Origin of the sequence: Salinivibrio socompensis S35 (assembly GCF_000513715.1) — a bacterium.
Lineage (GTDB): Bacteria > Pseudomonadota > Gammaproteobacteria > Enterobacterales > Vibrionaceae > Salinivibrio > Salinivibrio socompensis.
In genome coordinates this window covers 1-24,633 of the sequence record NZ_AQOD01000026.1, presented here as the reverse complement: position 1 = coordinate 24,633, position 24,633 = coordinate 1, and the positions used below count along the sequence as shown (strand labels likewise).

Genomic DNA, 24,633 nt, shown 5'->3' with positions numbered 1-24,633 from the left:
CTCTCAATCAAAATCTCTCATCACTTTGCGCTTAACACGCGTACAATTAGATTTTCTTGAAGATCAAAGAGCCGTTGGTGCCGCCAAAGCCGAATGAATTACATAGCGCGTAATCCATTTTTACATCACGTGCGTGGTGTGGCACATAATCTAGATCACAGCCTTCATCGACATTGTCGAGGTTAATCGTCGGCGGAACAATTTGATCAATCAATGCCATGGCGGTGATGATCGACTCTACCGATCCGGCTGCACCCAGCAGATGTCCTGTCATCGATTTGGTCGAAGAGACCAGGACGCTATCCGCCGCCTCACCCATTGCGCGGCGCACGGCTTTGCTTTCTGCCACATCACCAGCAGGAGTCGAGGTACCATGTGCATTGATGTATCCAATTTGCGCAGGCGTAATCCCTGCATCACGAATCGCGGCTTCCATCGCCAGCGCGGCGCCTGAACCGTCTTCACTCGGTGAAGTCATGTGATACGCATCACCGCTCATGCCAAAGCCGACTAGCTCACAATAGATGTCCGCACCCCGTGCTTTGGCATGTTCATATTCTTCGAGCACCATCACACCGGCACCATCACCAAGAACAAAACCGTCACGATCTTTGTCCCAAGGGCGCGAAGCGGCTTGTGGATCATCGTTACGCGTTGATAGCGCTTTCGCGGCCGCAAATCCACCAACACCAAGCTCTGTCGAGGCTTTTCGGCGCCGCCTGCCACCATCGCATCGGCATCACCAAACGCAATCATACGCGCCGCATGGCCAATATTATGCAGACCGGTAGTACACGCTGTTGAAATCGAGATGTTTGGGCCACGCATGCCATAGTTAATCGACACGTGTCCTGCAATCATATTGACGATAGTGGATGGGACAAAGAACGGGCTAATCTTACGTGGGCCTTTGTCTATGAATGCGCGGTGGTTTTGTTCAATCAAACCAAGACCACCAATCCCTGATCCGATCGCAACACCAATACGGTGCGCATTGTGGTCGTCAACTTGCAATCCGGAGTCTTTAATGGCTTGAATGCTGGCAGCAACGCCGTATTGAATGAACAAGTCCATTTTTCGTGCATTCTTTTTTCGACATGTAGTCTTCACAATTGAAGTCTTTCACCATGCCAGCAAATTGAGTAGCAAAGGCACTGGCATCAAAATGCTCGATGGCGGAGATACCGCTTTGCCCGGCTAGTAGAGCTTTCCATGAGGACTCAACTGAGTTACCGACGGGTGATAACATACCCATGCCAGTGACAACAACACGACGCTTAGACACGATGATATTCTCCGGAGAATATAAATTGGGATTGTAGAGTAGATTATAAAAAACACAGGCGATCAAGAAGACCGCCTGGTAGGATTCTGAGATTACGCTGAAGCGCCGACAACGTAGTCGATAGCGGCTTGTACAGTCGTGATCTTCTCTGCTTCTTCATCTGGAATCTCTGTATCGAATTCCTCTTCAAGAGCCATTACCAGCTCAACGGTATCCAGAGAGTCCGCGCCCAAGTCGTCTACGAATGAAGCTTCGTTTTTCACTTCTGCTTCGTCGACACCTAGTTGCTCAATGATGATTTTCTTTACGCGTTCTTCGATGTTGCTCATATTAATACTAGTCCTTACAAGATTCGCAGATGCGATATGTGCTGTAGTTTATTCATTAATGTGGAAGTTGCAAGACCTCCACGGCTGGTCAAACCACGATTTGGGGACAAATCAATCGGAGTTTGACGTGTGTCATTCGAGATTGCAACGGTCTCGATCAAATCATGTACATGCCGCCGTTAACGTGCAAGGTCTCGCCCGTCATGTATGCGGCATCGTCAGAGGCTAAAAAAGCGACCGTTGCAGCAATCTCTTTAGGATCGCCTAGACGTCCCGCTGGCACTTGTGCCAAGGTTGCTGCACGCTGATCATCACTGAGGGCCTTCGTCATATCGGTTTCGATAAACCCAGGCGCAACGGTGTTGACGGTAATACCACGCGCAGCCACTTCACGCGCCATGGATTTAGTAAAACCAATGACGCCCGCTTTTGCTGCGGCATAGTTGGCTTGTCCCGCATTACCCATCACTCCGACCACAGAACCAATATTAATGATTCGGCCGCAGCGTTTTTTCATCATCGCACGCAATACTGCCTTTGATAAACGGAAGATCGACGTCAAGTTAGTATCAATGATATCTTGCCACTCGTCGTCTTTCATACGCATCAATAGGTTATCACGAGTGATACCTGCGTTGTTAACCAGAATATCAACATCACCAAATTCTTTTTTGATCGTGGCTAATACGTCCGCCACGGAATCCGGTGATGTGACGTTCAAGGCCAACCCCTTACCGTTTTCACCGAGGTAGTCGCTGATCGCTGCGGCACCGTTTTCACTGGTTGCCGTCCCGATCACTGTTGCACCACGCTCTGCCAAAAGCTCTGCCGTTGCTCGGCCAATACCTCGGCTGGCGCCTGTCACCAGCGCTACTTTTCCGTCTAGTTTCATTCGGTTACCCTTTTTATTGATTCTACCGACGTCTGCCGGCAGTCACAGAATATGATCACCATGCAATCACGCTTACGCGGTCGCAGCAGCAAGGCTCGCGCTGTCGTTAACAACCGCACTGCTCAATGATTTGTTGATACGTTTGGTCAATCCAGTGAGGACTTTACCTGGTCCAAACTCGAGGAGCTGCTCAACGCCTTCAGCCGTCATACGCTCAACGGTTTCCGTCCAGCGGACTGGGCTATGCAACTGACGCACAAGCGCTTCTTTAATGGCGGCTGGATCCGTTGGTGTCGCCACGTCCGCATTATTGATCACAGGGATGACAGGCACATTAAACGTCACAGATTCAAGCGCTTGCGCCAACTTTTCAGCAGCAGATTTCATCAATGCACAGTGTGATGGTACGGATACTGGCAATGGTAGTGCACGCTTAGCGCCCGCTTCTTTGCACAGCGTATTGGCGCGATCAACCGCGTCTTTGTTACCCGCAATCACAACTTGACCTGGCGAGTTAAAGTTAACAGGCGAAACCACTTGCCCTTGAGCAGCTTGTTCGCACGCCGTTGCAATCGCATCATTATCCAAGCCAATAATCGCTGACATGGCACCGACACCGGCAGGGACCGCTTCTTGCATCAATTGGCCACGCAGCTCGACAAGCTTGATGGCTTCTTTAAAGTCTAAGATACCCGCACAGACCAACGCTGAGTATTCACCCAAGCTATGACCTGCAAGTACCGACGGTGTGGCACCACCTTGTGATTGCCAGACACGCCAAATCGCCACTGATGCCGCTAACAAAGCAGGCTGAGTGCGATGGGTTTCATTCAAGTCTGCGTCAGGACCTTGTTGAACCAACGCCCATAAGTCATACCCAAGTACCTCTGAGGCCTCTGCAAACGTCTGCTGAACCACACCATACTGTTCAGCTAACTCACCGAGCATACCCACGGCTTGCGAGCCTTGACCCGGAAATACGATCGCTGTTTGAGTCATATTAGTTTCCTATTTATTTAGAATCTGACCAGTGCAGACCCCCATGCAAAACCGCCACCAAATGCTTCGAGCAATACCGTTTGACCACGTTGAATGCGTCCATCACGCACCGCTTCATCAAACGCAGTCGGTACAGAAGCCGCTGATGTGTTGCCATGGCGGTCTAGGGTTAACACCACTTGATCCATCGACATCGCGAGCTTTTTCGCGGTCGCTTTAATAATTCGGTAGTTCGCCTGATGAGGACTAACCAATCAATATCTGACTTCTCAATTTGGTTTGCCTGAAGTGTTTCTGTAACGATATTCGCAAGCTGATTCACCGCGACTTTGAACACTTCGTTGCCGGCCATATAAAGCCAGGCTTCATCCGATATTTGCGATTGACCCCGATCGGGATACTTAAGCTTCAAAAGCTCCCCAAATTTTCCATCCGCTTTTAAGTGGGTGGATAAAATCCCGTCTTGCTCATCCGCTGAAAGCACCACGGCTCCCGCACCATCACCAAATAAAATGATGGTAGAACGATCTGCCGGATCACAGGTATGCGAGAGGCGATCTGCACCGATCACGAGCGCATTTTTCGCCAGCCCATTTTTAACGTACTGATCGGCTACACTCAACGCATACACAAACCCAGAACACGCAGCGGCAATATCAAACGCCGGACAGCCTTGTATGCCCAACATGGCTTGCACATCACAGGCAGCAGCTGGAAACGCACGTTCACCACTGGTCGTGGCAACAATAATGAGATCGATGTCATGTTTATCGATGGCAGCCATCTCAATAGCCTGCACGCCGGCTTGATAAGCCATTGAGGCCACAGTGTCTGTCGGTGCAGCAATGCGACGTTCTTTGATCCCCGTGCGGGTCACAATCCATTCGTCACTGGTGTCTACCATCTTTTCAAGGTCAGCATTGGTGCGAACCTGTTCAGGCAAATAGCTGCCTGTGCCCAAAATCTTACTATACATGAAGACTACTAATGCCTCTCGAGAAGAACTGCCTCTAAACGGTCACTTATCTTAGTTGGAATTTGCCGTTCAACCTCGTGCACCGCTTCAAAAATAGCGTTTTCGTAAGCGGCGATATCTGCGCGTCCGTGGCTTTTTACAACGATGCTGCGCAATCCTAGCAAACTTGCGCCGTTGTACTGGTCGGGTTTCAGCTGCTGGAGTTGATTTAAAAGTTCGGAAAATAGCCATTTCGCGATCCAGCGCTTGATAGGATGCGGGTTAAGGTGGGCTTTCACCTTATCAATGATCAAGCTGGCGACGCCTTCGCTGGTTTTTAATGCGACATTGCCGACAAAGCCATCACAGACGATGACATCAGTCTTACCCGTGTAAATTTGATCGCCTTCGACATAGCCGGTGTAATGCACTGATGGGCTATGTTTAAGCAAATCGGCACAGCGACGCACCCAGTCATTACCTTTGATCGCCTCTTCACCAATATTTAATAAGCCAATCCGCGGCGTGTGGCCAAGCTCTGCTTCGGCTAGAACGGCTCCCATGACGGCAAACTGAAATAGGGTATCGGCATCACAGGCCACATTCGCGCCCAAATCAAGCAGCCATTTGCGTTGATGGTTGGCACCCGGTAGCGCGGTGACTAACGCGGGCCGGTCAATACCGGGTAATAACTTGAGAAGATATTTGGATAACGCCATCAAGGCCCCAGTGTTGCCAGCACTGACACACGCATCCGCATCGCCGCTCGCGACTTTTTCAAGCGCGACACGCATAGAGGTTCCGGTGCTGCGTCGCAACGCGGTAGACGGGCGCATATCACTAGGGATCACGTCCGGGGCATGGACGATCGATAGACGAGAATGATGCTGGGCATTGAGCTGGAGAAGCAACGCCTGGATGCGAGATTCATCGCCCACCAGGATCACTTTTAGGTCCGCAAAACGCGACAGTGCCTGCACGGAGGCAGGCACTGTGACTTGGGGACCGAAATCCCCGCCCATCGCATCAAGTGCAATGGTTAGCCTAGTCAAGGGTCAACCTTACTTGTTGATAACCTTGCGGCCACGGTAGAAACCATCTGCAGTCACATTATGACGCAGGTGAGTTTCACCGCTGGTTTTGTCTACAGATACAGCTTGAGTACCCAGTGCATCGTGTGAACGACGCATACCACGCTTAGAACGGGTTTTACGGTTCTTTTGTACGGCCATTGACCCTACTCCTCGTTACTTTGCTTTAAGTTTTTTAGTGCGGCAAACGGATTTGGACGCTCATCAGCAAGTGGGATTTCCCCGTACACCATGTTGTCCGAACTGACTTTGCAGTCTGTATCTTCGTGCATGGCGACTTGTGGCAAGGCCACAATCAACTCGTCTTCGACTAATTGAATCAGATCAATCTCACCGTTTTCGTCGACTAATGCCGGCTCATAAGCATCCGGTAAATTGCCTACCTGGTCTTCATTGAAAACCGGGCTATAAACGAATTCAGTTTCATAGCGATACGAGAACGGCCCCCAACAACGTTGGCACTCAAGACTCACTGAAACGGCTGCTCGACCCGTTACAATTTTTAGACCTTGGGCATCAATGTCGAATGAAAGCATGACCTCTGCATCACTATCGATGCTTTGGGTTGTCTCACCGAGGCGCAACAATCGCGACTTGTCTACAATACCATCGTAGTCGAGTTGCTTTTGGGCACAACGGAACGGATCAACCGTCAGCGGTAGCTTTACCTTCTGCATAGGGCGCGAATATTAGCCTCCAAATGCGCTGGAGTCAAAGAAAATGTTACCTGCACGTCGCTGTTTAGGCTCGATACCCGCGCGACCGGTTTGCCGACATCGCGCAAGTTATCGTTTCAGGTTAGACTGAGTGCGAACAATTAACAAAAATCGATCGCGCGCTGGTCGTTCAAGGACACTGGCGCGCTTAACAAAGGAACGCTCATGCATACCACACAACCGCCAAACATTGTGCTGGCATCAAGCTCACCCTACCGCCAAGCCATCTTAAAAAAATTTGCACTCCCCTTTTCGACGTTTTCACCCGCCATTGACGAAAGTCGACTCGATAACGAACGCGCCACCGACTTGGTGGAACGGCTCGCACTCGAAAAAGCAATGGCCGGGATGCCGATGTTCGATAACGCCATCATTATAGGATCTGATCAGGTGTGTGTGATTGACGAGGAAGTGCTGGGCAAGCCGCATGAGCGAGATGTCGCCATTGAGCAGTTAAAACGCGCCAGCGGCAAGCAAGTCACCTTTTATACTGGGATCGCGGTGATCAATAGTGAAACCGGTGAGCACCAATCGGACGTCGAACCGTTTCATGTCGATTTTCGTGAGCTCACCGAGCAAGAGATTGTCCGCTACATCGATATCGAGCAACCGTTGGATTGTGCAGGCAGCTTCAAATGCGAAGGCTTAGGGATTGCTCTTTTTAACGCCATGCATGGCCGCGATCCCAATACACTAGTGGGTCTGCCACTGATCCGACTACGCGAGATGTTAGAGAAAGAAGGGATCAGGGTTATTTAACCGGCGTGTGATCTATCAATGCGGTTAGGCTGTCCAATACGGCAACGGGAGCAAATGGCGTTAGGCTAGCGGTGTCTTCAACGCCCCACGTCACAGCCAACCGTGCCATATCCGCATTCACGGCTAACTGCATGTCGTGGCCCGTGTCACCGATCATCATCGCTTTCTCTCGTGCAATACCCGTCTGTGCCAACACTTCGTCAAGCATTTGCGGGTCTGGTTTAGACGCCGTTTCATCCGCACAACGCGTCGCGACAAATAAATCCTGCGTGCCTGTCTCTGCCATCGCCCGATCTAAACCTGCCCGTGATTTTCCGGTTGCAACCGCCAACTGAAAGCCGTGTGCTTTTAATGCCACTAATGTGTCTTTTACACCAGGATAAAGCTGGCACGGTGTTAGATTGTCGTGGACAAATTGCTGGCGATAATGCGCAATCCAATTCGGATACCACGCCGGATCCGCGTCGGGATACAGTAGCTGATAGCCCTTTTCCAGACTCAAACCGATCATGGTTTGCAAGCGCTCAGGGGGTAACACCGGCAACTGACCGGTTAAACGCGCCGCCCGGTCAAGGCTAGACACGATCCGCCCAATGGAGTCCATCACCGTTCCGTCCCAATCAAAAATCAATAACGAATAGGGTGCAATGGCAGGGTGCGGCTGGCTGTTGGCTGATGTTAGTGCCAACTCACTCTCAGTATCAGTATCAAGCACGCAATGCGCTCCCCATCAGTCATGTGTTCGCGTGTTCGTCTGGCGTCGTCTCTTGTTTCGATTATGCGGTTTTGGCTCTCAGCCCCTCGAGGGCCCGCTCAAGCTTGGGCTCCATTGGTGCACTCAGCGTCATGGTGTCGTCATTCCCCGGATGCACAAACCGGATCGTGGCAGCATGAAGGAACAAGCGATCCAGCCCGACCGACTTGGTGTAAGCATCAAAGCGCGGATCACCATAACGATCATCCCATGCTAAAGGATGCCCTATATACTGCGCGTGCACCCGTATTTGATGCGTTCGCCCCGTCACAGGGCTGGCCTGCACCAAGGTGGCTTCAGCAAAGCTTTCAATCACCTTAAACCGCGTTTCAGACGGTTTCCCCTTCGGGTTTACGCGCACAATGCTGTTCACCTCATTTTTTAATAGCGGTGCAGTCACTTTGCGCTGTTTCGCTGGCCACGTTCCCATTACCAACGCGTAATAATCTTTTCGCACGGTTTTTTCCCGAAACTGCGCTTGTAAATGTCGCAGCGCCGAGCGTTTTTTCGCGATCAACAAAATCCCTGATGTGTCGCGGTCGATCCGATGCACCAACTCTAAAAAACGTGCCTTGGGCCGTAGGGCACGCATCGCCTCAATGGCGCCAAACTGCAAACCACTGCTCCGTGCACCGCCGTTCCTGAGGGCTTATTAAGCACCAATAAATGATCATCTTCATACAAAACACAGTGTTCAAGCGCCGCCACTTTATCTAACTTAGTGCTGGGCGCGGCTTTTTCTTCTTTGTCGGGAAGACGAATGGGCGGCACGCGCACTACATCTCCTGGCTGAAGTTTATACTCCGGTTTTATTCGTTTTTTATTCACTCGCACTTCGCCTTTACGAAGCACGCGATAAATCATACTTTTTGGGACATTTTTTAGCTGATTTCGCAAAAAATTGTCAATGCGCTGGCCGGCGATATCATCATCGATGTCGATAAATCGCACTTGGGATTTTTGTTCTGTCATAGCCTCTTATTCTACCTCTAAGAGCGTGGATATGCACCTGCAGAGCGTTCTAAAGCCGTTCAATGATTGGCGATTCATGAGGCCTCTCCACCAAGAGCGATACCACCACACCCGGATGTTCGTGCAAAAAAACGCCATATTCACTCGGTTTTTCTATCAAGCCAACATAAGCCAATAAAGCCGATTGCTGGACTTTAGTCTCCCTGCTATAGTTGCGGCGTTAGTCAGAAAAGCAAACGCTTAGCTGACACACGGTTTATCGCCTGTGACCGAGATATCGCGATTGGCATATTCGTGACGCTCTTGGTGTTAAAACAAGCGTGGCACGATTGCGAATCAAGCAGTCGATGACCGTTACGCGGTTTGTTCCGCAATAGCACCATAATTCCGAATGCTTTTAAGGCGTTACGCGGCAATTGGCGTAAGACGTAAACCCAAAGCACCCGTTAGTGTGTTGACACGAAGCTGTGAGTCAGTGTCAGAGCTCTCCGCCATCGGTAAAAAACGGCGGACGCCAACTGTGTAATCCGGTGAGTCATAAAAACCGTTGCAGCTGGCCGATTAAAACTTGCCCGAGCGCACCCCTGATTTTCTCCAGCCGGGAGGCTGCATCATATCAGACTTGGGGTCAGGCAGCATTGGCGACTGCTCTCGTCATCAACCGCTAATAACAACGATAAATAAATGAGAAAAATCAGATGAAAAGAATGTTGATTAACGCAACTCAGAAAGAAGAGTTGCGCGTCGCATTGGTTGACGGTCAAAGGCTGTTCGATCTCGATATCGAAAGCCCGGGCCATGAATCGAAAAAAGCTAACATTTACAAGGGACGCATTACTCGCATAGAACCCAGCCTGGAAGCGGCATTTGTTGATTACGGCGCAGACAGACACGGTTTCCTCCCGCTCAAAGAAATCGCCCGCGAATACTTCCCTTCTGGTTACAGCTACCAAGGCCGTCCCAACATCAAAGATGTGGTAAAAGAAGGCCAAGAAGTGATTGTCCAAGTGGACAAGGAAGAGCGCGGCAATAAAGGGGCGGCACTGACCACCTTTGTTTCTTTAGCCGGCAGTTACCTTGTCCTGATGCCAAATAATCCACGTGCAGGCGGGATCTCTCGTCGTATTGAAGGCGAAGAACGCAGCCAGCTGAAAGAAGCCATGTCCGGTCTCGAATTGCCACAAGGCATGGGGCTGATTGTCCGTACCGCAGGGGTCGGCAAATCGGCCGAAGAGCTTGAGTGGGATTTAAAGGTCCTTCTTAACCATTGGCAAGCCGTGAAAGAAGCGGCAGCGGCCAACCCTGCGCCTTTCCTTATCCACCAAGAAAGTAACGTGATTGCACGAGCGATCCGTGACTACTTGCGCCGTGATATTGGCGAGATTTTGATCGACAGCGAAAAAGTCTTCACTCGTGCGCGAGAGCATATCAAACTGATTCGCCCTGACTTTGTTAGTCGCATTAAGTTCTATGATGGCGAAGTCCCACTCTTTAGCCATTATCAAATCGAAAGCCAAATCGAATCGGCATTCCAACGCGAAGTCCGCTTACCCTCCGGTGGCTCGATTGTGATCGATCCGACCGAAGCGCTAACGTCTATCGATATCAACTCTGCCCGTGCAACCAAAGGCAGCGACATCGAAGAAACGGCCCGTCAGACCAATGTCGAAGCGGCAGAAGAAATTGCCCGCCAATTGCGTTTACGTGACTTAGGTGGTCTGGTGGTGATTGACTTTATCGATATGACCCCAGTACGCCATCAACGCGAAGTCGAAAACATGCTCCGTGATTCCGTCCGCATGGACCGTGCGCGGGTGCAAATCGGGCGTATTTCACGCTTTGGGTTACTGGAAATGTCACGTCAGCGCTTAAGCCTTCATTGGCTGAAGCCAGTCACCATATTTGTCCACGCTGTAAGGGCACCGGTGTCATTCGTGATAACGAATCACTGTCTCTATCTATCCTTCGTTTGATGGAAGAAGAGGCAATGAAAGAAAACACCGCACAAGTGCTCGGCATTGTCCCTGTACCGGTTGCCTCGTATCTGCTCAACGAAAAACGCCGCTCCGTCCAACATATTGAGAAGTATCACAATGTGAAGGTCGTTGTGGTGCCAAACGACGAGATGCAGACCCCGCACTTTGATGTGGTTCGTGTGCGCGGTGGTGAAGAGATGGCTGATTTGTCTTATCAATTACCAGGCCAAATCGACGCGTTGAAAGAAGCAGAAGCACGCGAAGAACCGCAGCAAGCACGTCCAGCGAAAAAGCGTGAAGAGCCGGTTCTACAAGGCTTTGCCGCACCGACGACACCTGCACCAAGCGCGCCAACCAAAGCTGCGCCAGTGGAAGAATCGGTTAAAGCGCCAACATTGGGTTTATTTGCAAAAGTAAGTCAGTTTATTTCTGGCCTATTCAGTGCCCCTGCCAGTGACGAGTCGACCCGCCAAGCCACACAAGAAGCAGCGCAACCTGAAGCATCCAGCCAGGAACAAAGCCAGAAATCGTCCGGCGATCAACAAAATCGTCGCCGCAATCAGTCTCGCGGTGACCAGTCTCGTGGCAATAGCCGGCCACAACCGACAGACGAGCAAGATGACAACAGCAATAACGATCGCGGTCGTAACACCAAGCAACGTCGTCAGAATAAACCACAGGAAGAGCGTCGTGACAACAATCGTAAAGGCAAGAAGCCGCGCAACGATAACCGTAACGACAAAGCGAAAAAGCCTGTAGAGCAAGAATCAACGGTACCACCAAAAGACGACAGTAAAGCGGCTAAACCACAAGCTGAAAAAGTGGATACCAAAGATCAGAAGCAACACGACGAGAAAGCGGAGAAAACCGAACAGGTTAAACAGCGCCGTCAACGTCGTAAGCTGAACCGTAGCGTGCGAATCAACAAAGAAGCGGCAGAAACAAACGCGCCGGTAGAGACATCAACCGACCAAGGCAAAGACTTGCATCAAGTTGGCGCCGAAGTGGCACAACAAGCGAAACAGCAACCGGAAAATGGCAAAAAAGAAGGCCAGCAGGACAAGCGTCGTAACCGTCGCTCACCACGTCACCTTCGTGCCAGTGGTCAGCGTCGTCGTCGCCGTCCAATGGTGAAAAGCCCAATGCCGCTTACCACCGGCATGGCCTCACCAGAAATGGCAATGGGTAAAGTGTGGTCAGCCGAGCAACCAGTCAAGGTGAAGCAAGATCGTCGTCGCCAAGACAAACGTCAAAATCACAAGCCAATTGTTAGCGGTGTTGCACGTCCTGAAATGGCAATGGGTAAAGTCATTGTCATGCGAAACAAACCAGCGGATATCGCACCTGTCTCCACCCAACCGACGGCATCCGTGAGCACACCAGCGCCTGAGCAAAAGCCGGCACAACCCGTGCAAACGCCTGAAGTTGAAACCACTGCATCAGTAGAAGCAACGCCACAAGTGGCGGTTTCACCAGCACCGGCCACCACACCGGAGCATGATCGAACGTTGATTTGGTGACAGAGAAGGTGATTGAACGCGAGGTGGCAATCAATGCGCCTACTGCAACCATTCAGTACCGCCGTGCAACATCGCCAATGATGAAAGCACCGGCACCGAATGAGAATGAGAATGAGACAGTCGAACACAGTCCTGTGGCTATCGCTGCGTTCAAAGCGCCAAGCAAAGATACGAAATCAGCGGGTAGCGCCAGCGCACGTGCATCAGCGTATGCGCCAGCGACTAAACCCCAGCACTAGTCGCCAATCTTAACAGCGCTATCAAAGGCCTCAGCCTATGCTGAGGCCTTTTTCGATCTCGGCAACGCCATTTACGCTACAACGCTTTTTATCTGTGCTACTCAAGGCGGCACGACGTCCTCTCACTTGCAGTGATACATAGAAAAGTGCGTCAATCCACACGCTTCTACCGATACTTCCTTGTCAAAGCGAAAAAACTCAGTAACGTCGTAACTGGATGCGTTCCTCAAGCCTGATTATTCACTTTAGTATTGACTCATGCAGCGCGAGAGAACACACCATCTTTATAAAAGTGCTGTAGGGAAGACGCTGTTTATTATGAAGAAGTTTCTCGCTGTGTATCCATTTAAACGCCTTCATCACACGCTGATGCTGGCTTTCTTATTACTAAGCCTTCTCCCGCTCACCTTGGTGGCCTTGTTTTTTTTAAATAGCTATAGCCACGATCTGCAAAAGCAAAGTACCGCACACCTTTTATCAGTTCGAGATAGCAAGCAACAACAAATCAATGACTACTTGGATGCCCAAGAGGCCGAAGTACTGGGCTTTGTCGCGTCTGAGCTTGCCTATGCCAGCGGCGGCCATTTTTATGGTTTAATAGATGCGTTTCGCCGCTTGCGTCCTGACATTGAGCAAGCACGTCAATATGCCCAACGTCGCTATCTTCCTGAGTCTGGTAACAAAATGAAAACGCCAGTGGATAAATACGATCCCAATTATTCGGCCACGGAGCGTTATCGGCTGCTCCACCAACGTTACCATCGCGCTTATCAAGCTTTGCTCGCGCGCGCCGATTTCGATGATGTTTTACTCGTCGATAAGCAAGGCAACGTCACCTACTCAGTCAAAAAGCAGTCCAACTATGGGACTAATTTACTAACAGGCCCGTTCCGAGAGACCATATTGGGACACACCTTTTCAGCACTAATACAGCATAATCAAAAGATACAAGGTAAGCTTGGTCCGATTCCACATGTCATCATGTCAGACTTTTCACCCGCTCAAGATGGCATCCCTGTAGCATGGCTAGGGGCACCGATTATTCAACAGGGATACCTTCACAGCTACGCCCTGTTTAGGCTCCCCAATCAGGCCCTTGCCGCATTGATGGCACCGAGAGAGTCCAACGGTATCCAAACCGTATTAGTCGGAGAGGACGGCCAAGTCCGTGCGCAGTCAGCAACCTCTACTGCTATTACCAACAGCACACCGGTGATGGACAAGGCGCTGGCGGGTAATACCGGCGTGACCCGTTATCAAAACCCCTCGGGCAACACATTACTGGCGGCTTATACCCCCATTGATACTCATGGCTTAAGGTGGGGACTCGTCGCGAGGTGCCTACGACCGTCGCATTCGCACGAGTCCACCAGCTAGAGCAGCTATTTATTGTCGCCATGCTGCTCGCCACCCTCGCGGTGGTGGTTGCCTCACACTATGTGTCTAATTTTATTACTCGCCCTCTACTCCAGCTTACTTGGGCAGCAGAAAAAGTCAGTGCCGGCGATCTCGATACCCAGATCCATCACACACGCAGGCCTGATGAAGTCGGCCGACTTGCCGTGAGTTTTGCGCGCATGCGTCATGCTATCCGCGAGAAAATCCAGTTGATTCAACAGCAAAATCAAACCTTGGAAGCCAACATCTCCACCATCAAAGCCCAGAACCAAGAACTACAGCTGGCCAACACGCTAAAAGATGAGTTTCTCGCGACTACCTCACATGAACTGCGCACCCCACTACACGGCATGATGGGTATTGCAGATGCGATGATTGATGGGGCTAACGGCCCAATTAGTCGTGATCATCAGTACCAGCTGTCGATTATCGTTAACAGTGGCCAACGCCTAGCTAAACTGGTTGATGACCTGCTCGATTACCACAAAATGCGCTATGGACAGCTAGAGCTCGAACAATACCCCGTCGATATCAACGCCATCACACAACTGGTGCTCTCGCTCGCTAAGCATTTAAAAAAAGATAAACCCTTAGAGATTATTAATCAGCTAACTGATTCGCCGGTATGGGTATACGCTGATCCGCAGCGACTCGAGCAAGTCATGTACAACCTGCTTGGTAATGCGATTAAATTTACCGATGCGGGCAAAATAGTGATCAGCGCTGACACCATTGATGACCGTATTCGTGTCCAAGTGGTTGATACCGGTAAAGGGATCCCCGCCGAGCAACTCAGCCGTGTCTTTGAGCCACTCGCCCAAGCCGTAAGCGGCCACTATCACTATCAGCACGGTGCGGGCTTGGGCTTATCGATTAGCCGACAGCTGATTGAATTGATGGGCGGTCAACTCTATGTCAGCAGCCAGCCGCATGTGGGGACCACGTTTAGTTTCACACTCGATAAAGCGCCTCAGACTCCCTCGCTTGCGGCTGAGCGCCTACAGCCAGCACCGGTGCCGGAACAAACCAACATCCTAGACGTTAACGCGCTCTCACCGATCCACGATGAAACAAGCGCGCCTTCGCCATCACCCCAGGCGGAAAACGGGCTACATATTTTGGTTGTCGACGATGAGCCGACCAACCAGCAAATCTTAACCTGCTTTCTCCACATTGAGGGCTATCAGGTTTCAACCGCCAGCGATGGCCGCACAGCGATAGAGAGAGTGATCGCCATGCCGCCCGATCTCGTGCTCCTGGATGTTCTTATGCCAGGTATGAGTGGCTTTGAAGTCTGCGAACAACTAAGAGCACACTTTGATCACGCGACACTGCCCATCATTATGCTGACTGCTCTTAACCAGCCCGACGATCGCGTTTACGGCTTTAAAGTGGGTGCCAATGATTACCTCAGTAAACCTTTTGATAAAAGAGAGCTGGCCGCGCGGATCGCCACACACCTGACTGCCAGTCAAGCAGAGCAACGACGCCAGGAAAATCAACGCCTTGAACAAGCCTTGGAGCAGAGCGCACAACAACAAGCCAGCCTACTCGAGACCCAGTCTTGGCTGATCTCACAGCTCTCTCTCGCCCCCGAACCCATGTTAGGCATAAGCGTGATGGCCAAGTTCGATTCGTTAATGAGTCCGCAGCCACCTTGTTTAAGCGTGATAAAGAGGAGGTTAAACGTATGCATGGCCACGCACTCATAACCGCCCCTGAGCACGCCCATCATATCGAACAGTACCAAGGACCACTCACCGCGTATATTGACGGAGCCCCCGAGTACGTTGATGGCATGTTGTTACGCTTTCCTGCCGAATCTGATATCGACAGTCTTTATGTGATCAACAGCGACACCCCCGTCTCGCAAACTCGAATCCAAAGCCTTGAGAGCGCGATCGAAGCCCTCTCTGGGTATGCATTGCTCGGGGATGTTCGTCAACTTGACGCACTAAAAGCCATGGGCGGCGAGTTTGAGGCTCTGGCCGAAAAAGCCGAACACCAACAAGAAAGTAAAACCAACACCCGCAGGCAGCTAATTGTCGACGCCATGGTCGTAGGATTAGATTACTGGGAAGAAGCCACAGGCAAAACCAAGTTCGACTTTGCCGAACAAAGCGGCTTATGGCGCGTGTACCTTGACCGCAGCAGCTTACAAACCCGAACCCTGGACAAGTACCTTCTGCTGGAAACCCTGCCCAAAACGCCAAGATGGCGTACCGTACTCAACTCGATTCGCTTTATTCTCGACCACGGCGACAAACGCAGCCCTACCCGCACCCAACTGGAATCCTATTACCAACAACTGCGTCAGCTATTGTTAGACGACTAACAACACACCAACCACCGCAATAAAGTGCCTCCCCTTCTTGGGGACAGGCACTTTTATTTTGTCTCTTTCCTTGCGGAGACAGGCACGTTACACCACACCATTTTTCATTTCCCTACGGGGACAGACACCTTAAGTCATAAAGTGTCTGTCCCCACTATTTCGCTACTACTACCACCACTAAAGTGCCTGTCCCCACTACTACCACTACCACCAATTAATAATCGTCACAAACCAACGTTACGGTTCTACCTATACAGCGTGCCTAAAAGCGATTGAAACCAAGGAAAGAAGTGAAATTGAGCGCTTTATCACAACAAAAATAAAGATAAATTTTCCGACGAGAAATAAGAGAACAAGCGCGTGTGACATGAGTCACTCCATCAATAATAACCATGTAAACTATTGATAATAAATAACTTAAAGTTGATATTATTGAAGGTGAAATTAACGAATTTGAGACTATCGCCGGAAGGTTCGTCTTCTCGAGACCATCATTTTAACGAAATTAACGTCAGTCGTAGACCTTTTTACGGTTTTAACGATTTCGGCCGTTGCAGCAACGAGCTAACTGGGGCTTAGTAAATATGTTTGCTGGCCTAACCCTTTTTGATAACAACACAACTGACAACCAACAACGAAAGGTCAGCAATGGGGCAACATTGAGCTCATAAAGGTTGTAAATAGAGAGCTCACCACATCCATCACGTGAACTGAAAGCAACAGTAAGGAATGGCTATGTTTTCGAATAACTTCAAAGTTGCGAGCAAGACCCTACTTGCCTCTGCAATTATTGGTGCGTTAAGCGCAAGTGCCGGTGTCAGTGCCGGTGTCAGTGCCGCCGAGCGCAGTGAGCTCACCATTCATCCAAAAGAGTTTAATACCTTTGTCCGTAACTTTAACCCTTACTTAGGGTCGACGTATCTTCACACAACTACCGATTTTGTTTATGAACCTTGGTGGTCTTTAATGAACTAAAAGGCAACGAACCCGTCTTTCGTATTGCGACAAATTACGAAATGGCAGACGATCTGAAAAGTATCACCTTTACGCTACGAAAAGACGTCAAATGGTCAGATGGCGAAGCTATACCGCTGATGATGTGGTGTATTCGTTTGATTTAGTCAAGGAAAACCCTGAACTCGATCAATCTGGCATTAACCAGTGGATCGATAATGTAAAAAAAGTCGACGACTACACCGTCCAGTTTGAGCTCACCGAGGCTAACTCCAATGTGCCTTACGAAATTGCGAAAGTACCTGTGGTGCCTGAGCATGTATGGAAAAATGTTGAAGAGCCCGCATCTTACACCAACGAAAATCCAGTAGGTTCAGGTCCCTTCACCACAATCGATACCTTTACCTCGCAACTTTATATTCAATGCCGCAACCCACATTATTGGGACAATGACAATCTCGACGTAGATTGCCTGCGCGTGCCGCAAATTGCCAATAACGATCAATTTTTGAGCAAGGTAATCAACAGCGAAATGGATTGGACGTCCTCGTTCATTCCTGACATTGATCGCACGTATGCTGCGGCTAATCCAAACCATCATTATTGGTATCCTGCGGCCGGTACCCAAGCCTTTATGGTCAACTTTAATGACCCGGATCCGGCCAAACGTGAAGCGTTGACCAATGTTGATTTCCGCCGTGCCTTTTCGATGGCGATAGATCGTCAAACCATCATTGATATCGCGTTTTATGGCGGCGGCACAGTCAACGACTTTGCGTCAGGCCTTGGCTATGCCTTCGAAGCTTGGTCGGACGAGTCCGTGCATGAGAAGTATCGTCAATACAACACTTATAATTTGGATGGTGCTAAAGCGCTACTCGCCAAATCCGGCTTTAAAGACCAAGATGGCGATGGCTTTGTCGAAACGCCCTCGGGCAAATCGTTTGAACTCGAGATCCAATCGCCTAATGGCTGGACCGACTTCAACAACACCGTACAACTGGCAGTAGAACAGCTTGCCGACGCCGGTATCAAGGCCAAAGCACGTACCCCGGATTTTTCGGTGTATAACCAAGCCATGCTCGAAGCCGACTACGATGTGGCCTACACCAACTACTTTCACGGTGCTGACCCCTACACCTATTGGAACAGTGCTTACAATTCCAACTTGCAAGACGGGGATGGCATGCCGCGGTTCGCGATGCATTACTACCAAAATGCAGATCTAGACAAGTTACTAGACAGCTTCTACAAAACCGCGGATAAAGCCGAGCAGCTGGAAATTGCCCACCAAATCCAAGCGATTATCGCCAAGGATCAGGTCACCATTCCGGTGCTTTCCGGCGCGCAGATGTATCAATACAACACAACCCGCTTCACCGGCTGGTGGAACGAAGACAATCCGAAAGGTCGCCCTTCTATCTGGGCTGGCATTCCAGAGCGTCTTCTTCACGTGCTGGACCTTAAGCCCGTCCAGTAACCACTTATGGGCGCCTCGTGCGCCCGCTTTTCCACGGTGTTCACGCCACGAACATCACCACTTCGCTGTGTAAGGTGTGGGTTATGGGTTATTTTTTCCGACGGCTAACTTTTTACATGATTGCCCTTTTAGTGGCAGCAACACTCAATTTTATTATTCCACGTGCCATGCCCGGAGATCCGGTCACCATGATGTTTGCCAACGCCTCGGTGCAAGTCACGCCTGAGCGGATTGAGGCAATGAAACAACTGCTCGGCTTTGTCGATGGCCCGCTCTACATGCAGTACTTCACCTACATGAAAAATGTACTGAGTTGGGATTTGGGTACCTCTATCCAATTTTATCCGTTATCGGTTAACGAACTTCTAGGTAAAGCCTTTGGCTGGTCATTGTTTCTCGCCGGCAGTGCGGTGCTGCTTTCTTTTTCCCTAGGCTCCATTCTGGGCATTTTTGCCGCGTGGAAACGAGGTGGTAAATACGATGCCATGATCACACCGGGGATGCTGATTATCCAAGCGGTACCGCAAGTGGTGATTGCGATGCTCGCGCTGTTTATTTTCGCTATCGGACTAAAATGGTTTCCGACCGGCTACGCTTATACCCCAGGAGTGACGCCCGACTGGACTAGTTGGACCTTTATTAAAGACGTCGCCTATCACGCCGTACTGCCGCTTTTTTGTGCCTCCATCATTCAAGTAGGCGGCTTTTTGGTCAACATGCGCAACAACATGATTAACCTGCTTGCGGAAGACTACATCACCATGGCGCGCGGCAAAGGCTTAAGCGAAAACCGGGTGGTATTTAACTACGCAGCACGAAATGCCCTTTTACCGAGTGTCACCGCGCTATCGATGTCGTTGGGCATCGCCATCGGTGGTCAGCTGATTGTGGAAATCATCTTTAACTACCCCGGTCTGGGCTCAGTGCTGTTGAACGCAATCAACGCGCGTGATTACCAAGTCCTGCAAGGCCAGCTGCTGATTATGACCTTGTTTATGCTCTCGTTTAATTTGATTGCCGATATGTTGTACGTGGTGCTTGACCCACGTCTACGAACCGGAGGCAAAGAATCATGAAAGATCTCCTCACCCTTATCGTGCGCAACAAAATCGCTCGCGCAGGCTCGATCATTGTCGGCCTGTTTATTTTGATGGCGATATTCGCCCCTTTACTGACCCAGCATGCGCCCGATAAACGCACCGGTAATCCACATGAATACCCTAGCTTTGTGGTTAAAGCGGCACAAGCCAACCCGGATGGCTGGATCGCCACTCATTTGGCCGACCACCCACGGACGTTATTGATGTCAAAAGACGCGGAACATGCCCTTGGCACCACCCGTATGGGTCGTGATGTGTGGTCCCAGTTACTCCATGGTGCACGCGTTTCACTGGCAGTCGGCTTTGGCGCCGGGATCACCGTGTGTGTGCTCGCCACCTTAATTGGCATTACCGCCGGCTATTTAGGCGGTTGGGTTGACGATGTGCTTACCGCCGCGATGAACATCATGCTGGTGATCCCACAATACCCGCTTCTTTTTGTGCTGGCCGCGTTTATCGGCGAAGCCGGGCCGCTGACGATTGCCATCATTATTGGTTGTACCTCCTGGGCTTGGGGCGCACGGGTAGTCCGATCGCAAACCCTTGCCCTGCGCGAAAAAGAGTTCGTGAAAGCCGCCGAGGTGCTAGGCGAGTCGCGCTTTCGTATCACCTTTGTCGAAATCTTACCTAACCTCGTACCCATTGTTGGCGCCAGCTTTATTGGCTCGGTGATGTATGCCATTGCCATGGAGTCGATTATCTCCTTCTTGGGGCTTGGCGATCCCAACACTATCAGCTGGGGGATCATGCTCTATAACGTGCAAACGTCATCCTCGATGCTGATCGGCGGCTGGTGGGAGCTGCTCGCACCGTGTATCGCGCTGACCTTGCTGGTTACAGGGCTTGCGTTACTCAACTTCGCGGTAGATGAAATTGCCAACCCACAATTACGTGCACAAAAAGGCATGAAGCGCTGGAAAAAACTCAGCCAGCAAGAAAGAAAAGCCCGCGACGAGAATCCCGTTGCCGAACACATGCTGATCAGTGGAGATAAATCATGAGTCGCACCCCACTTATCTCAATCCGTGACCTGTGCGTGGACTACATTACCGATGCCGGTGATGTCCGTGCCTGTGATCACGTTAGTTTTGACATAGCCCCCGGCGAGGTATTTGGCTTAGCCGGCGAATCCGGGTGCGGTAAATCTACCGTCGCCTTTTCGCTGATGCGTCTGCACAAACCACCCGCATTTATCAACGGCGGCGAAGTGGTTTTTAACGGCGAAAATATCCTCGATTACAGCGATGCCCGCATGCGTGATTTTCGCTGGCGGGAGATGTCGATGGTGTTTCAAAGCGCCATGAATGCGCTTAATCCAGTGCTGACGCTTGAAGATCAGTTTTGCGATGTGCTGATGCGCCATACCAATATGACACGTAAGCAAGCAATAAAACGCGCGCAAGGCTTGCTGGAAATTGTCGATATTCACCCCAGCCGCCTGACCGACTATCCGCATCAGTTCTCGGGCGGGATGCGCCAACGCTTGGTGATCGCCATCGCGCTAGCCCTCAACCCGAAAATGATCATCATGGATGAGCCAACCACGGCGCTAGATGTGGTAGTGCAGCGAGAGATCTTGCAAAAAATCTACGCGTTAAAAGAAGAGTTTGGCTTTTCCATTCTCTTTATCACCCACGATTTGTCGCTGATGGTGGAGTTTTCCGACCGCATTGGAATCATGTACTCCGGTGAACTGATTGAAGTCGCGCCGTCCAAACAGGTACTCAACAACCCCTATCACCCTTACACCGAAGGGCTGGGCAGCTCATTCCCTTCACTCACCGGGCCCAAGCGCCAGCTCACCGGGATCCCAGGCAACCCACTGAACTTGCTCGAGATACCCACTGGTTGCCGCTTTCAAGCGCGCTGTGCTCAGGTGCATGAACAGTGCCGAACCACCCAAACCGCGCTGCGCCAAATCGAACCCGGCCGTTATTCCAACTGCCACCTATACGGCGAGCCGATCGCCCAACAAAAAGCCTAATATCGTGCCAATGTGAGGATGTCCGTAATGAGTACAGGTCTTGGAGAACTGCTGGTTGAAGGGAAAAACGTAGTCAAAGACTTCCCCATCAATAGCCATGCCCTTAAACAACCCATGATGCGAGCGATTCATGATGTCTCGTTCAAAATGTACAAAGGCCGTGGACTTGCGGTGGTGGGTGAATCGGGCTCGGGCAAATCAACCACCGCGAAAATGATCGCCAAAATGTACGCCCCGACCGACGGCTGCATTGAATACCGGGGGCGCGATATTACCACCATTAAAAAACGCAATGAGCTGATGCGCTATCGCGAAGGGCTACAAATGGTTTGGCAAGATCCCTTTGGCTCGCTCAACCCCACCCATAATGTGTTTCACCATATCGCGCGGCCACTGATTATCCACAAAAAAGTCGCCAAGCGAGACAAAGCGATACTGAAAGAACGGGTGTTTGAACTACTCGAACAAGTGGGCCTGACGCCCGCCAAAGAAACGGCGGAAAAATTTCCCCACCAGCTATCTGGCGGCCAACGTCAACGCATCAACCTAGCGCGTAACATCGCCGTGGGCGCAGAAGTGGTACTCGCCGATGAGCCAACCTCGATGCTGGATGTGTCGATTCGTGCCGGGGTGCTTAACCTGATGGAGGAAATGAAGTTTGAGAAGCAAATGTCGCTGCTCTACATCACCCATGATATCGCCACCGCGCGTTACATCGCCGAAGACTTGGCGGTGATGTACGTCGGCCATATGGTCGAATGGGGCGACACCGAAGAGATTATTCACCGCCCTCAGCATCCTTACACCCAGCTGTTGGTCTCGGCCGTCCCCGACCCCAGCAAATCCATTCACGAAAAACTAAAGGGCAATAAAGGGGAAATCCCCCTATGGACGCCAGATTCCCTCGGCTGCTCCTTTGCTGGCCGCTGCCCCCAAGCGACGGCCAAATGCACCGAGCAGTTGCCCGGCGTGACCAAACTCGCCGACAACCACTTTGTGCGCTGCTATTTGTACGAGCAATAGCGTTAACCGATAACGACAAACAAGGATGCCATCATGCAAGTGCTGACCAATCACATTGGCTACTCGTTACACGGTGACAAACACGCGGTGATCGTCAGTGACAGCGAACCCCTCACCGGCACGCCTGTGGCACTGATTTCCCTGCCTCCTTGTAAGGGGACAGGCACATTTAGCACTGCCGACCAAGCAGCCTCCTCTTCTGGGGACAGGCACTTTAACGATGCCACAGAAGGTGCGCAAAATTTTACGGGGACAGGCACTCTTACTCACGGGACAGACGCTTTAGTTCATAGAGTTCATAGGACAGACACAGTTACTACGCATAACGTGGTGGCACAGTTTGTATTACGCCAGGGCACACCGCTCACACACTGGCAGATGGGCACGGCCTATACGCTTGATTTGTCCGACTTCGCTCATCAAGGGCGCTATCAACTGGCGCTGTTAACAGACACGCCGGTCTATTCGCATCCGTTTGAGATCAGTGATAATTGTCTGTTTCACACCACCTTTTCCGACCTGCTCCATTATTTTAAATCGCAGCGGTGTAGCGGCATCTATGAACACGCGGATCAGCACGCCAAGGAATTTGACTCTAATGAACGCGTGGATGTGTCCGGCGGTTGGTACGATGCCTCTGGCGATGTGAGCAAATACCTGAGCCATCTTTCCTACGCCAATTACTTTAACCCGCAGCAAATCCCATTGTTAGCTTGGGGGCTGGCCGATCTCTCTAGCCAATTTAGTTCGGATACACTGCCGGCGTTTATGCGCACTCGCCTGGCTGATGAAGCCAAGCACGGCGCCGATTTTCTTCTCCGTATGCAGCACCCAAGTGGCTTTTTTTACATGACGGTGTTTGATCAATGGTCGAAAGACCCAGAGCGCCGCACCCTCTGCGCCTACGCGACTCAAGACGGGGTGATGAGTGATGCTTACCAAGCCGGTTTTCGCCAAGGTGGCGGCATGGCAATCGCTGCCCTCGCCGCCGCAAGCCGTGCGCCACTTTGCTCGGATCTTGACCAAAAATCGACATATTTAAACGCCGCAATACGAGGTTACTGGCACTTAGTTGAGCACAACCATGACTACCTGGATGACAGTGAGCCCAACATTATTGACGAAACCTGCGCCCTTCTCGCCGCATGCGAATTGCATCAAGCGACGAGACAATTTACTGAGGACCAATTTACTGAGGACAGTCATGCTTATTTAACGGGACAGGCACCTTTAACGTCTAAGGACAGGCACTCAAATACTAGTGGGGACAGACACAGTAGTCTTAACGAGGACAGTCCCTTCTTGACCGAGGCAAGAGCGTGGATAAAAAAGCTTGTTGCACGGCAACACAGTGATGAAATTTGTCAGTATTATTGGTCGGCCAATGCCGATGGTAGCCGTCCGTTTTATCATGCCGCCGATGCAGGTCTACCTGGTCTCGCCTTGGTGCAATATCTCGATATTGAGACCGATCCCAGACACTACGCAATCGCGCAAACAGCACTGGAACGCGCCTGCCAGTTTGAGCTAGATCTAACACAAACAGCTGATAACCCATTCGCGTATCCGCGTCAGTACGTCAAACCCTTGGATGGCGCTAAACAGGTGCGTCACTTTATTCCTCACCACAATGAAACCGGCTATTGGTGGCAAGGTGAAAATGCACGCTTGGGATCACTGGCGACCTTTGCGTGTCATGCGACGCGCCATATTCAAGACGATACACTGAATGCCGCCCTCCACACCTTCAGCCAACGAGCGCTTAATTGGCTCCTCGGTTTAAACCCATTTGATATCTGTATGCTCGATGGACATGGCCACAACAACCCAGATTACCTACCGCACTTGGGGTTTTTTAATGCCAAAGGGGGG

Annotated in this window: 13 protein-coding genes and 6 pseudogenes; 9 read left to right on the top strand and 10 right to left on the bottom strand. The window is 50.9% G+C overall.

Translation table 11 applies throughout. From position 1 onward, the window contains the following. Window positions 1-46: 46 nt before the first annotated feature. From fabF to yceD, 8 genes and pseudogenes are all read right to left on the bottom strand, one after another. A pseudogene (fabF, locus tag DZ54_RS18890) lies at window positions 47-1,285 on the bottom strand (beta-ketoacyl-ACP synthase II). Between the two features lie 92 nt (window positions 1,286-1,377). Continuing rightward, complete coding sequence (acpP, locus tag DZ54_RS0103920) at window positions 1,378-1,614, bottom strand: acyl carrier protein (protein ID WP_025673161.1); 237 nt, start codon at window positions 1,612-1,614, stop codon at window positions 1,378-1,380. Window positions 1,615-1,771: 157 nt separating this feature from the next. Further along, entirely contained in the window at window positions 1,772-2,506 is a 735-nt protein-coding gene (gene fabG / locus DZ54_RS0103915) for a 3-oxoacyl-ACP reductase FabG (RefSeq protein ID WP_025673160.1), read from the bottom strand. A 72-nt stretch (window positions 2,507-2,578) separates the two neighbouring features. After that, window positions 2,579-3,505: an ACP S-malonyltransferase gene (gene fabD, locus DZ54_RS0103910; protein WP_025673159.1), complete on the bottom strand. Its 927-nt coding sequence runs from the start codon at window positions 3,503-3,505 to the stop codon at window positions 2,579-2,581. A 17-nt stretch (window positions 3,506-3,522) separates the two neighbouring features. Then, window positions 3,523-4,481: pseudogene (locus DZ54_RS18885) on the bottom strand (beta-ketoacyl-ACP synthase III). An 8-nt stretch (window positions 4,482-4,489) separates the two neighbouring features. Further along, window positions 4,490-5,512, bottom strand: coding sequence for a phosphate acyltransferase PlsX (gene plsX / locus DZ54_RS0103900; protein ID WP_025673158.1), 1,023 nt, complete (start codon window positions 5,510-5,512; stop codon window positions 4,490-4,492). Between the two features lie 9 nt (window positions 5,513-5,521). Continuing rightward, window positions 5,522-5,692: a 50S ribosomal protein L32 gene (rpmF, locus tag DZ54_RS0103895; protein WP_021023155.1), complete on the bottom strand. Its 171-nt coding sequence runs from the start codon at window positions 5,690-5,692 to the stop codon at window positions 5,522-5,524. Between the two features lie 5 nt (window positions 5,693-5,697). Beyond that, on the bottom strand, window positions 5,698-6,228 hold the full coding sequence (yceD, locus tag DZ54_RS0103890; protein WP_025673157.1) for a 23S rRNA accumulation protein YceD: 531 nt from the start codon (window positions 6,226-6,228) through the stop codon (window positions 5,698-5,700). Between the two features lie 204 nt (window positions 6,229-6,432). On the opposite strand from yceD, the gene DZ54_RS0103885 reads away from it, so the two are divergent. Then, window positions 6,433-7,026: a Maf family protein gene (locus tag DZ54_RS0103885; RefSeq protein WP_025673156.1), complete on the top strand. Its 594-nt coding sequence runs from the start codon at window positions 6,433-6,435 to the stop codon at window positions 7,024-7,026. Here the strand turns inward: DZ54_RS0103885 and DZ54_RS0103880 are convergent. Continuing rightward, window positions 7,019-7,741, bottom strand: a complete 723-nt coding sequence (locus tag DZ54_RS0103880) for an HAD-IA family hydrolase (protein WP_240473914.1) — start codon at window positions 7,739-7,741, stop codon at window positions 7,019-7,021. The two genes, DZ54_RS0103885 and DZ54_RS0103880, sit on opposite strands and share 8 nt — an antisense overlap. Window positions 7,742-7,802: 61 nt before the next feature. Continuing rightward, window positions 7,803-8,752 (bottom strand): annotated as a pseudogene (gene rluC, locus DZ54_RS18880) (23S rRNA pseudouridine(955/2504/2580) synthase RluC). Window positions 8,753-9,450: 698 nt separating this feature from the next. Here rluC and rne point away from each other — a divergent pair. The 8 genes and pseudogenes from rne to DZ54_RS0103835 all read left to right on the top strand — a co-directional run. Then, window positions 9,451-12,487: pseudogene (gene rne / locus DZ54_RS18875) on the top strand (ribonuclease E). A gap of 318 nt (window positions 12,488-12,805) precedes the next feature. Next, window positions 12,806-16,220, top strand: a pseudogene (locus DZ54_RS18870) (hybrid sensor histidine kinase/response regulator). A gap of 735 nt (window positions 16,221-16,955) precedes the next feature. Then, a pseudogene (locus DZ54_RS18865) lies at window positions 16,956-18,654 on the top strand (ABC transporter substrate-binding protein). Window positions 18,655-18,737: 83 nt separating this feature from the next. Further along, window positions 18,738-19,730, top strand: a complete 993-nt coding sequence (locus tag DZ54_RS0103855; RefSeq protein WP_025673154.1) for an ABC transporter permease — start codon at window positions 18,738-18,740, stop codon at window positions 19,728-19,730. Next, a complete protein-coding gene (locus tag DZ54_RS0103850) occupies window positions 19,727-20,755 on the top strand; it encodes an ABC transporter permease (protein WP_025673153.1) in 1,029 nt (342 codons plus the stop codon). The genes DZ54_RS0103855 and DZ54_RS0103850 overlap by 4 nt, the downstream gene beginning before the upstream one ends. After that, window positions 20,752-21,738: an ABC transporter ATP-binding protein gene (locus DZ54_RS0103845; protein ID WP_025673152.1), complete on the top strand. Its 987-nt coding sequence runs from the start codon at window positions 20,752-20,754 to the stop codon at window positions 21,736-21,738. The genes DZ54_RS0103850 and DZ54_RS0103845 overlap by 4 nt, the downstream gene beginning before the upstream one ends. A gap of 27 nt (window positions 21,739-21,765) precedes the next feature. Further along, the gene (locus tag DZ54_RS0103840) at window positions 21,766-22,761 is read left to right on the top strand and encodes an ABC transporter ATP-binding protein (protein WP_025673151.1); all 996 of its coding nucleotides are present in this window, start codon (window positions 21,766-21,768) and stop codon (window positions 22,759-22,761) included. A gap of 33 nt (window positions 22,762-22,794) precedes the next feature. After that, a partial coding sequence (locus DZ54_RS0103835) for a glycoside hydrolase family 9 protein (protein ID WP_025673150.1) occupies window positions 22,795-24,633 on the top strand: 1,839 nt, incomplete at its 3' end.